The organism is uncultured Brachyspira sp., from assembly GCF_949287625.1.
Lineage (GTDB): Bacteria > Spirochaetota > Brachyspiria > Brachyspirales > Brachyspiraceae > Brachyspira.
In genome coordinates this window covers 25,648-39,424 of sequence record NZ_CASEGO010000017.1, presented here as the reverse complement: position 1 = coordinate 39,424, position 13,777 = coordinate 25,648, and the positions used below count along the sequence as shown (strand labels likewise).

At 30.2% G+C, this 13,777-nt stretch carries 9 protein-coding genes; 5 read left to right on the top strand and 4 right to left on the bottom strand.

The window, feature by feature from the left end; genetic code table 11:
• Positions 1–681: 681 nt before the first annotated feature.
• From Q1X91_RS04885 to Q1X91_RS04875, 3 genes are read right to left on the bottom strand one after another with little or no spacing between them, the layout of a single operon-like run.
• Complete coding sequence (locus Q1X91_RS04885; protein WP_300753919.1) at positions 682–3,822, bottom strand: efflux RND transporter permease subunit; 3,141 nt, start codon at positions 3,820–3,822, stop codon at positions 682–684.
• Positions 3,823–3,853: 31 nt separating this feature from the next.
• Positions 3,854–5,149, bottom strand: a complete 1,296-nt coding sequence (locus Q1X91_RS04880) for an efflux RND transporter periplasmic adaptor subunit (protein WP_300753918.1) — start codon at positions 5,147–5,149, stop codon at positions 3,854–3,856.
• Between the two features lie 10 nt (positions 5,150–5,159).
• Positions 5,160–6,533 carry a TolC family protein gene (locus Q1X91_RS04875; protein ID WP_300753917.1) on the bottom strand — a complete coding sequence of 458 codons (1,374 nt, stop codon included), beginning with the start codon at positions 6,531–6,533 and terminating at the stop codon, positions 5,160–5,162.
• 486 nt (positions 6,534–7,019) lie between these two features.
• On the opposite strand from Q1X91_RS04875, the gene Q1X91_RS04870 reads away from it, so the two are divergent.
• Positions 7,020–7,277, top strand: a complete 258-nt coding sequence (locus Q1X91_RS04870; protein ID WP_300753915.1) for a hypothetical protein — start codon at positions 7,020–7,022, stop codon at positions 7,275–7,277.
• A gap of 910 nt (positions 7,278–8,187) precedes the next feature.
• On the opposite strand, the gene Q1X91_RS04865 is transcribed toward Q1X91_RS04870, so the two are convergent.
• Positions 8,188–9,015 (bottom strand): CAP domain-containing protein, encoded by an 828-nt coding sequence (locus Q1X91_RS04865; RefSeq protein WP_300753913.1) that lies wholly within the window; start codon positions 9,013–9,015, stop codon positions 8,188–8,190.
• A 194-nt stretch (positions 9,016–9,209) separates the two neighbouring features.
• Between Q1X91_RS04865 and Q1X91_RS04860 the strand changes: the two genes are divergently transcribed.
• Genes Q1X91_RS04860 through Q1X91_RS04845 form a run of 4 tightly spaced genes read left to right on the top strand, consistent with a single transcriptional unit; the run spans position 9,210 to position 13,750 of the window.
• Positions 9,210–10,766 (top strand): NAD(P)-dependent oxidoreductase, encoded by a 1,557-nt coding sequence (locus Q1X91_RS04860; protein ID WP_300753912.1) that lies wholly within the window; start codon positions 9,210–9,212, stop codon positions 10,764–10,766.
• Positions 10,699–12,108: a DNA methyltransferase gene (locus tag Q1X91_RS04855; RefSeq protein WP_300753910.1), complete on the top strand. Its 1,410-nt coding sequence runs from the start codon at positions 10,699–10,701 to the stop codon at positions 12,106–12,108. Before Q1X91_RS04860 ends, Q1X91_RS04855 begins: the two co-directional genes overlap by 68 nt.
• Positions 12,105–12,779 carry a BsaWI family type II restriction enzyme gene (locus tag Q1X91_RS04850; RefSeq protein ID WP_300753908.1) on the top strand — a complete coding sequence of 225 codons (675 nt, stop codon included), beginning with the start codon at positions 12,105–12,107 and terminating at the stop codon, positions 12,777–12,779. Before Q1X91_RS04855 ends, Q1X91_RS04850 begins: the two co-directional genes overlap by 4 nt.
• A 26-nt stretch (positions 12,780–12,805) precedes the next feature.
• Positions 12,806–13,750, top strand: coding sequence for an EFR1 family ferrodoxin (locus Q1X91_RS04845; RefSeq protein WP_300753906.1), 945 nt, complete (start codon positions 12,806–12,808; stop codon positions 13,748–13,750).
• Positions 13,751–13,777 lie beyond the last annotated feature (27 nt).

The following is a 13,777-nucleotide window of genomic DNA, read 5'->3' as shown; positions in this document are numbered from 1 at the left end:
ACGTATCGTTGACATTTGATAAGAATAAACAATACCGTGCGTCCCGAACGAAGATGAGGGAGAGCTCGCGGTTGACAAACTTAAAAATTTTTAGTATATATGTTGAATACCAAGCAGCTAATTAAAATTTTAAAAATTACTTTCATTCCCACCCTCTAAATTCTTTAGTCTTATACTGTTATTTTTAACTTCTTTTTATCTTTTAGTTTTTACTGTCATTCTGGCTGCCCACCCAAGTGCTTTTTAAATTTTATAATTCCATTCAACGCACGTTTAACTTAATTCTTATAAGTAATGAAAATTGTAATTATAAATTAAGCCATATTTTAAAAATCGGCTCTGCGTGCGTTTATGAAAGTGTTAATTTAAATAACGCTTGGGCGGGTGTACTTGAAGAAATATAGGCTCATAAATTTAATTAAAATATATTAAAAAAATAAAGCTTTTAAATCTGAAAGGGCGGGGATTAAAATAAAGTTTGAGAATTTGTTTTCATTCCCCCCCTTAAATTTTTGGGTACTATTTGTTAGTTTTTACTTATTTTTATTTTTTAGCTTTATCTGTTATTCTGGCTTCCCACCCAAGTGCTTTTTTATTTTATAATGAGTAGATTAAAATAAGGTTAAAATAAAAAGGCTCAAGTATTAAACTCAAGCCTTTTATTATTATTTAATTATTAATTTATTTTCCAGGTGTGCTTAAAGCATCATTAATATTTCCTGTAGTCTCGATACTAGCCAAGTCTTTAGCATCATAGTCTTTAAGAGGTATTCTGTTTCTAATAGCAGCATAAACAGTAGGTACTATAACAAGAGTAAACATAGTAGAAACAGTAAGTCCTCCAAGTACAGCAAGTGATAAAGGCTGATACATTTCATTACCTTCACCGCTTGATAATGCCATAGGAAGAAGACCTAATATTGTAGTAAGAGAAGTCATAAGTACAGGTCTTAAACGTCTAGGACCAGCTATTAAAGCAGCTTTGTCACCGTTAATCTTTTTCTCATGCATAAGCTGATTCATATAGTCAATAAGTACAATACCATTATTAACTACAATACCAATAAGCACTATAACTCCTATTCCGCTGTATACACTTAAAGTCTGTCCAGTAATAAATAATAATGTAAGAGATCCTGCAAAACCAAAAGGTATAGCAAGAGCAATAACAAAAGGAGCTATATATGATTCAAACTGACTAGCCATAATAGCATAAACTAATACCAAAGCCAAGAATAAAGCCTGTATAAGCTGCCCGAAAGCCTCATTCATATCTTCATAATCTCCAGAATAAACAATAGAAAAACCAGAAGGCAAGAATACTTTTTCATTAATAGCAGCCTGTACATCATTCATTATCTGATTCATAGGTCTTCCATATCCTGAAGCAGTAATTGATGTTATTCTGCTGTCATTTTTTCTCTCTATTTCTGAAGGAGCAAAACTTTTATCAACATTCGCTATAGCAGATACTGGAACCATTCCAGCAGTAGTAGGTATAAGCATTCTCTTAACGTCATCTATATTGATTCTGTCTCTTTCATTAAGCTGAACTATAACATCAATATCAGTAACATCAGAATTGTCTGGAGTCATTCTAGTAGCAGTAGTACCGCCGAAACTTGTTTTAATAGAGTTAGCGACAGTATTTATATTAAGTCCCATTTTAGAAGCTAAATCTCTATTAACAGTAACATTAAGTTCTGGACTAGCATCACTTTTTTTCAAACGTACATCACGCAAGCCCGGAACGTCTTGTAAAGCAGCTATTACATTATTAGCAAGCTCTCTAGCTCTTACTAAATCTTCTCCTACTATATCTATATCAATACCGCTGGAGTCACTATTTCCGCCTCCTCTCATACTGCTAACTGTATCTACGTTAATAGTAGCAGGGTAGCTAGCTAATTTTTTTCTAACAAGCTCAACATATTCAGCTGTTTCAATAGTTCTTCCGTCAGATTTATCTATAAGTTTTGCTCTGATTTCACCTTTATTGGCATCAGAACCAGATCTTGCTCTAGTTTGAATTCTGCTTAAATCTTTTCCAACAACCTCTTCTACATCTTTTCTCATTCTATCAACGAAAGCACCAGTCTGTTCTTTTCTTGTACCTATAGGCATAGTAATGCTTGCTCTAAACTGTCCTTCATCAGATTCAGGGAATCCCTCTTTACCTATGAATATTAATCCTACAATAATAACAGTAAATACCACTAATATAACTGGAATTAATACTCTGTTTTTATGATGAACCGAGTATGTTAATACTTTTTCATATATGAAGTTTACTTTTGAGTGGAAATGCTTATCAAAGAAATCTTCAAATTTTGATAAGAATTTAGATTTTTTAGTAGTTACAAGTCTCGCACCAAGCATAGGTACAATAGTTAAAGCTACAGCCAAAGAAGCTATCATAGAAACAGTAACAGTAATACACAAGTCTCTAAACATCTGACCAGTCTGACCTTCTACAAAAAGGAAAGGTAAAAATACAGCTATTGTAGTAAGAGTAGAGGCAGATATAGCAAGTGCCACAGTAGAAGTACCATCTATAGCAGAAGAATATTTACCATAGCCATTGTTCCTATAGAAGAATATATTTTCAAGTACAACAATAGAGTTATCTACCATCATACCAATACCAAGTACAAGTCCAGATAAAGAAATAATATTTAAAGTAGTACCGAAGAAATACATCAAAGTAAATGTAACAATAATAGACATAGGAATAGATATTGCTATGATAAGTACAGTTCTTACATTCCACAAATAAATCATAAGTATTATAACAGCAAATAAACCACCCTGCCAAGCTGTATCAAGTACTCCTTTTATAGCATTATTAACATTATCTGCACTGTTAAATAACACTTCATATTTTATACCTTCAGGGAGATTAAGAGTATCAAGTCTTTTCTTTATACCTTCAGAAACGGCAACTGTATTAGCACCAGATTCTTTATTGATAGAAACGTTAACAGCAGGAGTACCATTAACTTTAATAACATCTCCGTCTTCATCATATCCTTCATAGATAACAGCTAATTCTCTAAGTCTTATAGGAGTATTATTATCTTTTAATGCTACAACAACATTTCCTATATCATCAACAGTTTTAAACTCACCTGTAGTTCTTAAAGTATATTTATAAACGCCTTCATAGGTCTCACCGCCTGAAATATTCTGATTTTCTATCGCTAATGTGTTTACAATAGTATTAATATCAAGTCCGTAAGCCTGAAGCCTATTCATATCCACATCAACTTTAATCTGAGTTTTAAGACCTCCTCTTATTTCGGCCATAGCAACACCGCCTACCTGTTCTATACTTGTTAATATTTGATTATCAACTAAATTGTATAAAGCAGATAAATTATCAGTACCATAGAATGATATTTCCATAACTGGAATGTTGTCGGTAGAGAATTTATATACGGCAGGGCTTTCTGCATCATCAGGAAGAGATTTTCTTATTCTGTCTATAGCCTCTCTTATATCAGCGGTAGCAGAAGCCAAATCACTTCCCCAGTTAAATTCAATAAAAACTCTTGAGTCCTCTTCTTCCGAAGTAGAGCTTACCTCCTTAATGTTATTAACTGATGAAACAGCTCCTTCAATTATTTTAGAAACAGATTTTTCAACTTCTTCTGGACCTGCATTGTCATAAGTTGTTCTAATACTAATAAAAGGAAGCTCCATGTCGGGCAGAAAATCGACAGGAAGCCTAGACAAACTTACAGCACCAAGTATTACAACGGCAACTATTCCCATAAAAACGGCAACAGGCCTTTTTACTATTAGTTCAATAAAACTTCTCATAAAAAATCGCTCCTTTTAATTAAATATATAATTAACCGCCAATGGAATAAATACTATTATCACTGCTGCTTGATTCTGTAGTTTTTGTAGTATTAGTAGTAGTTGTTTGTTTAGCAGTAGTTGTAGTTTGTTTAGCAGTAGTTGTAGTTTGTTTAGCAGTAGTTGTAGTTTGTTTAGTTGTAGTTGTAGTTTGTTTAGTTGTAGAAGTAGTAGCAGGTTTAGATGCAGTTGTAGTTTGTTTGGCGGCAGTTGCAGGTTTAGATGCAGTTGTTTGTTTAACAGTATTTTCTTTAACAATAGCATTTTGATTTGCTGATGTATTTTGATTAGTATTAGCAGATGCAACCGCAGTAGCCTGAGGTGTGATATATTCTAATATAGTAGGGTCATTTTCTATTCTATTAACCAATGAACCATTTTTTAAGAATTCACGTCCGAACATAACAACTTCTTCTCCCTCTTCAAGTCCGCTGCTTAAGGCAACTTTATCTTTTGAAGTGAATAATATATTAACTTCTCTTGAATATGCTCTGTATTGTTTATTTGTACTTTGAGCAAGTTCCTGAGGAGGATTATTAGAATTATCCTCTTTTACAACATATATATAGTTTTTTCCTAAATCATCGCTGAATATTGCACTGTTAGGTATAACAAATACATTGTCAGCAGAGTTTAGAAGTATTGAAACATCGGAAAACATGCCGGGAAGTAAAAGTCTGTCTTTATTATCTATTAGAGCTTTAACCATCAATGTACGTGTTGAAGGATTAACGGCATAATCTCTTTTTGTTATTTTAGCTTCTATTTCTTTATTAGGAGAAGAAGGTACTCTTATCAATACCTTCTGACCCAATTCTATTCCAGATATAGAGCGTTCTGGAACTTGTATTTCTACTTCTAATTGGCTTATATCAGCAACATTTGCTATAGGAGTAGATGCTGCTATAGAAGCTCCTACCGCCATATAAGTAGTAGTAACATATCCGGAAATAGGAGTTCTTGCTGGGGCATAAGCATAATTTGCACCTATAACAAATCTGTCAATTAATGCAATAGTGTCTCCCTTATTAACAAAACTTCCTTCATATTTAAGTATATTAGCTATTTTACCCGGAACGTCTGAAGATATTTCTACTTCTTTTGTAGCTTTAATTTCAGCAGAAAGCTCTAAATATTCATCTAGGTGCTGTTTTATAGGGGCTGCTACCAATACACTTATAGGATTTTCTTTCTTTTTTAAGTCTGCCTGTGATTTTTTGCATGAAACAGACAATATAGAAAGGCATAAAATAGTTATAAAAATTTGTACGCTTATTTTTTTTATCATCATAATCTCCTTAAGCACCTAAAAGTTTTAACACTTGTAAAGTACTTGAAAAATATTCATATATAGCCTGCAAATAAGCAAGCTGTGCATTTAAATATACTACTTCGGCATCATTTACTTCGAGCATAGATATAGTACCTCCTCTATACTGCCTTTGTGCCATCTGCAGGGCATAAGCTGCTGTTCTTGCATTTTCTGCCTGCGACTGTAAGTTTAAAGCCTGAGACCTAGCTGTTGATATTAGGTCTCGGCTGCTTACTTCTATCGTATCTCTTAATTGTTCATAATTTACTTCCATTTGTTTTATGCTTAATTCTATTTCTTCGGCTCCTTTTGCGGTAGAAGAGAAAGGAAGTAATGAGTCAAGAGCATAGTTTAATGAGAATCCTACTCCCCAGTTAAACTCTCCGCCTCTGTTTTTTGTAAATGTACCGTTTTCCATTTTTACTTTATCTACTGTAGTTACCCCTACATTAGCACTTGCTGATAATGTAGGCCATAAATAACTTCTTGCTACTCTTCTGTTATATTCCAGCATCTCCAAATTGCTGCTCATATTTTTTAATTCTATATTATTATTCATAATAATAGTAAGCAAATCATCATATGCCATATCTGGAAGTGTAATATTAGTGGCATCTAGTATACTTCCTACCAAATCTACTTCATCAGCTGCATTTGTAAGTCCAATCTGTCGTATAAATGTTAATTTTAAACTCTGATACTGATTGCTTAATGTTACAACCTGAGGCTTTGTAGTTTCATACTGTACTTTAGCATTTAAATATTCATATTCTGAAACCTGACCATTTCTGTATTTTATATATGTTTCTCTCATTCTATTGCTGTAATTCATCTGCTGCTGTAAGTATACTCTGTAATTTTCCTGTGCTACGAATGTATTGTAAAAATTTAATTTGGTATTGAGATCAACATTTTTCTTTTCATCATAATAGATATCTTTCTGCATCTGAAGATTAATATCTCTGGCTCTGTCAGTGTTCCAATTTCTAAAACCAGTGAAAAGCGTTTTTGATAAAGAGGCACTAGCAGACCAAGTATCTGGACTTGAATAAACACCTGTTGACATATTATTCACAGTATATTCCTGAGATTCGGATAGATTTAATCCTCCGCTTATGCTTAAAGAAGGCATAAATAAATCAGAAAATGAGGCATCTTTTTGAACTTGTGCTATGCGAACATCATATTCAGCTTGTTTTAATGTTTTGTCATTATCAAAAGCTATAGTTAAGGCATCTTCCAATGTTATAGCAATTTTATTTGTTTCTGCAGCAGTATTAAGAGTATTTGTATCTGCTTCCTGAGAATATAAAGCTAAACTGAATATTAAACTTAAAAATAAAGTAGAATAAAATCTCACTATCCGCTCCTGCATAAGTTTATATTAATTTTACGTTTTTATTATAAATTTTTATATTATAAACTTAGGGTAAAAAATATCAAGTTATTATGTATAATAATATTTCTAACTTCCGCATGTTAGACGAATAATTATGAAAATAGTTCCCATAATTATAATAATTACATTATATGATTGTAAAAAAAACTTACAATACCTAAAAAGATAATTTTTTATGAAAACATATAAAAAACATCAATAAATATATAATATGTATATATCTATAGTACAAATTATACAAATATATGTATGATTTGTTCATTTTGTGTATATATAGCTTAAATAAAACTAAATTCATAATAATTACTATTTCAAATAGATAAAAATTATTATTTATAAAATTTTATAATTTTTTTATTAAAAAATTATTTACGACATTTTCTGTCACTGCATCGTATTATATTTTTTTAGTTATTTTATAAAATTAGGGAGGATTATAATATATATATGAGTTTAATAATTCTTATAGTTTTTTCATTAGCGGCATTAGTAATTATTTTATTTATGCTTGAAGATTTTTTAGATTTGGTTACTGATATTATATTAATGCTTCTTACATGTTTATTTGTATTTTTTTACAGTGTATGCTTTTTGATAGTTGATGTTTTTTATGTATTTATAGCAGATTATGTTTTGGCTTTTATTAATTTGTTATTTATAAGACCTTTTATTTATTTTTATAAGCGTTTATTTTTAAGACAATAGTTATTTTTCTCATTTTCTCACTAATAAAAAAGGGCAGCATTAAATTATTATGCTGTCCTTCTTTTTATTTAGTATATACTGGAACAATTTTATTTTGTCAAAAATGAAGTTATATTTTATTTTTAATATATGGGGCTTTGCCCCCCACTCTGTGTGCTACGCAACACCCCAGTTCTTTTATGGCACCTGTTCGCCTGTGGCGTGGTATAAAAGAACCATACTCTGTACGCCTCGCTCTGCGTGCCGTAGGCAGGCGAGAAGCAGGTACAGCCCGCAGTCGCGAAGGCTATATTTCAGTCTAAATTTAATAATTTATTCTACATATAAGACATAATTAGTACTATTTAGTATTATTTTTTAACTTGCACTTTTTGGTTCTTTTTGCGGCGGGAAAAAGAACAATAAAAAATTGACAAACTTAAGAATTTTTAGTATATACTGGAACGATTTCATTTTGTCAACTGATGTACATTATATAGAATTATCAACTTTTTTGCCGCACAAAAAAGTTGCAAAAACGCAATTACTAGAACTTTATATTTTAAAGATATGTATTAAACGTATGTGCCAACAAAAGAACTGGGGTGTGGGGCAAAGCCCCGCAAATATCAAAATTTAAAAAATTTATTTTTTGACAAACTGTATTTGTTTAGGTATATACTGAAAATTCTTAAGTTTGTAAACCGCGAGCTCTACCTCATCTTCGTTCGGGACGCACGGTATTGTTTATTCTTATAAAATGTCAACTATACGTGCGGCTGAGATTACCTATTATTATACCAAATAAGTAATTTACTATACATCTAAAACTTATTTTATTAATACCAATAGTACTTTATACTATTTATAAATAATAATTATATTTACAAATAACTAAAAATTTACAAACTATAGTTGTTTAGGTATATAATCAGTCTGTAAATATTTGAACCCAATATATTCTATTATTGTATTCAAAAACACCTACGCCTATTTTTCCGAAACTTTTATTAAGTATATTTGCTCTATGACCTTTAGAATTAAGCCAAGACTTCATAACATCATCAGCATCTGCTTGTCCATTTGCTATATTCTCTCCAGCTGTTTTGTAAGTGATATTATATTCTTTTAATATAGTAGAAAATGCCGTTTTATTAGGTCTTGTATGAGAAAATAAAGTCTTTAACTCTTCAGCTCTTTTTTGTGCTGCCTCGTTTAATGTACTGTCAAGCACCAATGAAACAGATACATTATTTTGTTTTCTTGCTTCATTGCATAATTCAGTTACTCTTTCTCTCTCTTTTTGTATGTTTAATTCTCTTTTTATTATATCTCCATTTCTTGAAGATACATAAATCATAACCCAATATTTTTTTCCGCCTTTTTCATAAACTCCTGCAGCAGCATGGGTAAATGTTTTATTTAATACCAAACTCTTTTGGCTTTTCATTATTTGATTAAATATTTCTTCTGCAGTCATATCGGCAATAATAGAGCCTTCAGAGTATGAGGCAAATTGTATATTATTGTCTTGAAGGGCTGTTGATTTTCTTATACCTTCTGATATTTCTTTAGCTCTTTGGTTTGCGGCATTTTGTAATTGACTTTCTGTTTTGTATTCATTAAGAGATGATTTTTTTCTTTCGCTGTTTATTAATTGAATTAATTGAGATGCCTCATCATTGTTTTGTGAAAAAGATGTTTGAGCATAAATAATAAAACTAAATAATACTAAAGATAATATTTTTAATGACTTCATTTTTTTGATACCTCCAAACACTTTATTTACAAAATTTTTTTTCAATATATAATATGTAAAATAAAAAAACTATTTATATATGTTTATGTAAAATAATGATGAATTAATTAAAAAGCGTTAAACCGTAATTTGTTTTGTAATTATAATTTAAGTTTATCGCTGTTAATAAATGATAATAAAAAGAGGATAATAAAATGAAATATACAATAGCCTTGACAGGTGCTACTGGAAATATGGGACTTGAAACATTAAGACAATTAATTGAGATAGATGATATTAAATTAGTAAAGGTACTTGTAAGAAAAGAAAGTAAAAAAGCTGCTGATAAGTTCAAAAGGCAGTACGGAGATAGAGTTGAAATTATTATAGGATATTTATATGAAAGAGATGACTGCGAAAAATTATTAAAAGACTGTGATTATGTACTTAATCTTGCTGCAGTTATACCTCCTAATTCGGACAAATACCCAAAACTTGCACATCTAACTAATTTTGTAGGCGTTAAACATATTGTAGATATATTAGAAGAAATGCCTAAAGAAAAACGTCCTAAACTTGTACATATATCAACAGTGGCTCTTTACGGCAGCCGCAATGAAAAACACCCTTGGGGGAGAGTTGGGGATCCTTTATTAATAAGTCCTTATGATGCATATTCTTTTTCAAAATTAAAAGGCGAAAGATATGTTCTTGATTCATCATTAGAAAACAGAGCTGTAATAAGACAAACTGCAATGCTTCATAATAGAATGCTTACTGATAATATGAGCGACGGGCTTATGTTTCATACTTGTTATAATGCTCCTCTTGAATGGGCTACTGCAAGAGACAGCGGACTTTTAATGAAGAGAATTATTGAAGAGGATATTAAAGGAAAATTAGACGATTATTTTTGGAAAGGCTGTTTTAATTTGGGAAGCAAGGCTGAAAATAGGTTAGTTGGATACGACACTTTTAATGACGGATTCAAACTTATAGGAGGTTCTACAAAAAAATATATGAAGCCTAATTGGAATGCTATACGTAATTTTCATGGGCTTTGGTATTATGACGGATACAAATTAGAAGAATTATTTTCTTATCAGAAAGAGTCAGTTACAGATTATTGGAATGAAATAGGAAAAACACATTGGTATTATGCTTTCGGTAAACTTGTTCCTCCTTCTATAATATCGTTTTTTGCTATACAAAGACTTTTATCACATCCTAACTCTCCTACATATTGGAGAAAAAACGGAGAGAAAGGTAAAGTTATAGCGACATTCGGAAGCGAAGAGGCTTTTGATAATTTGCCTAAAAAATGGGAGGATTTTAATCTGCTTTTTGAAAATAAAGATTCCAAAGGCAATTATATAGACTATAAGGCTTTACTCGATATAAAAAATGCAAAACTTCTTAATCATGGATATGATGAAAATAAAAAAGACAGTGAAATAGATTTGGAAGATTTGAAAAAAGCTGCAGAGTTCAGAGGCGGAAAACTTTTAAGTACTAGCATGACCAAAGGAGATTTGCATACAAAATTGAGATGGTCTTGTGCTGAAGGACATGAATTTGAGGCATCAGCATTTACTGTTATAAAAACAGGTCATTGGTGTATGGAATGCATGCCTGACTATACTTGGAACTTTGATATTCTAGCTAAAAAAAATCCTTTCTTTGCTCAGGTTTGGTATGATTCGCATGAGAAAGATGAGAATATGCTTTATTATTTTGATGAAGACTTTAAGGCTCATTATAAAAAGGTTTAATAATTTTTATATGTATAATGATGTTATATCCTACAATATAAAAGATTTCAGTTCTATTCCTTTAGATTATTCTTGGTCTTTTTCTGATAAAACTATAAAAGATACAGCATATATTACGCATAATTATTATACTTATCCTGCTAAATTTATTCCGCAGCTGGTTTCAAGACTTATCAATACCTATACAAAAGAGAAAGAATTAGTTGTTGATCCTTTTATGGGAAGCGGCACTGCTATTGTTGAAAGCATTGTAAATAAGAGATGTGCATGCGGAGTTGATATAAATGAAATAGCGTATCTTATATCTAAAGTAAAAACTGATCCGCTTGATATAGAATTGCTAAAAAAAGAATATCTAATATTAGAAGAAAAATTTACAAATTATAGTGTATTAGTAGAAAAAGATATTTTAGTAAAAGCAAAAAATATTGTACCTAAAAATGATAGAATAGATTATTGGTTTAAAACTAAACAAAAAGAAGAATTATCTTTAATTTTTTATTCTATATTTGAAATAGAAAATATAGATATAAGAGATTTTTATCTTGTGGCATTTGCACAAATATTAAAGACAGCTTCTATATGGCTGCAAAAGAGTATAAAGCCTACAAGAGATATGAAGAAAAAAGAACAAGATTCTTATAATTTATTCTTATGTCAGGCGAAAAGAATGATAAAAAGGCATGAGGTATATAATAGCCTGCTTGATAAAGACTTTATTTCTGATATAAATAAATACAGAAAAATAAAATGCGGAGATTCTAGGGTTTTACCTTTAGAAAATGAAGAGGCGGATTTTATTGTAACAAGTCCTCCTTATGTAACTAGCTATGAATATGCTGACTTGCATCAGCTGCCTTCTCTATGGTTTGGTTATTTAAATACTTTACCAGAGTTTAGAGAAAAGTTTATAGGAAGCAGCTATAAAAATAGAGATGATATAGATAATATAGATTTGAAAAGCGATATAATTATTGACACAATAAATAAATTTTTAAGTAATGAAAAGAATAATAAAAAGAAAATAAGAGAAATAAAAAATTATTATGCTGATATGCTTGAAAGTTTTATTGAAATGAAGAGGGTATTAAAATCAGGAGGAAAGGCTGCTATTGTAATAGGCAATACTCAATTTAAAAATGTTGATATATTTAATGCTGAAATATTTTGCGAACAAATGCTTAATATAGGCTTTAAGATTTTTGATATTATACATAGAGAAATACCTTCAAAAATGCTTCCTTCTACTAGGGATTCTGCCACAGGAAGATTTGCTAAAACTTCATCTATGGATAAGTTAGTTTATCCTACAGAGTATATTTTAATTATGGAGAAAGTATGACATTTGAAGATTTAATAAATCTTTACGAAGACAAGAAAAAAATATATAAAGATAATACTTACAAGTATATTACAGAGATTTTAAAAGAAGCCAAAGAAAAACATAAACAATTTGCATTGAATAATGGTATAACTGATACGGAACAATCATGGAGATCTTTTAAAGGTAAAAATCTTGAGAAAATGATAGAATATATTATTAGCGATGAAGTAAAAAAAATTGGATTATCTGTAATAAATGGTAATAAATTAGAGAGAAAAAAATTTTTTAAAGACAAGTACTTAGACTTACTAAAAAGAAATTTATGTATAGATTATGGTGAGTATGGACTTCATTTACCTGATATTGATATAATAATTTATGATGAAAAAACTAGCAAAATAATTTCTGTACTTTCAATAAAGGTTACATTAAGAGAAAGAATAGCACAAACAGGATATTGGAAATTAAAACTCATGCAGTCATCTGTTACAAGACATATAAAAGTATTGTTTATTACTTTAGATGAAGATGAAACTTTATCTATAAAAAGTCCTGCTAAGAAAGGACGTGCTATTGCCGAGATAGATACAGACGGCTGTTATATACTTACAGAAAATGAAGTAGAAGAAAGCAACAAAGTAAAATTATTTTCTGATTTTATTAATGATTTAAAAAAAATGATAAAATAATAAAACAATTAATTGGAGATAGATATATGGAAAATAAAAAGGCTGTAATATACTGTTTTTCTGGTACAGGCAATACTGAAAAGGTGGCAAGAGAGTATAAAAAAATATTTGAAGAAAACGGCGTTGAAACTTTGCTTTATAGCGTAAGCGATAATTTTGATGATATGCCTAATATTAAAGATTATGATTATGCTGGTATTGCTTATCCTATACATGGATTCAATGCCCCTTATCCTATTTTTGATTTGATAAAACTTTTTCCTAAATTTGAAAATGAGAAGAAAAAAATATTTATTATAAAAACTTCCGGAGAGCCTCTAACTATTAATAATATCTCTTCAGAGCCTTTAATGGCAAGACTTAAAAATAAAGGCTATATTCTCACTAATGAATATCATTATGTAATGCCTTATAATATAATATTCAGACATACCGATGAGTTTGCTGCGAAGATGTGGAAGACTGCTAAGGCTTTATGCGTAATAGAAGCTAATGAAGTTTTGGACGGAAGAGAAAGTTTTTTAAAGAAATTTCCTTTCGGAAGATTTATAGCTTTTCTTTTTAGAATAGAGCACCCTGCAATGAAAGTAAACGGTCATTTATTTAAAGTAAAAAAGATTTGCACTCATTGTAATTTATGCGTTAAGAAATGCCCTGTTCATAATATTTATAATGATGAAAAAGGTGATATAAAGTTTAAAAATAAATGCGTGATGTGTACAAGCTGTTCATTTAGATGTCCTGTTGATGCTATAAGAATAGGCATTTTAGATTTTTGGCGTGTTAATGGAGTTTATAAATTTGAAAATCCGCCTGTAGGAATAAAAAGTAAACATGATGCTTACTGCAAAAAGGCTTATGAGAGATATTTTGCCGATGCCGATAAAAAGATACATGATTATTATGATAATGCTAAAGAAGAATATAAACAAAAATCATACTATAAAAATATAGAAAATTATATAGCATAATACTTATTATACAATTATTTGTTCTAA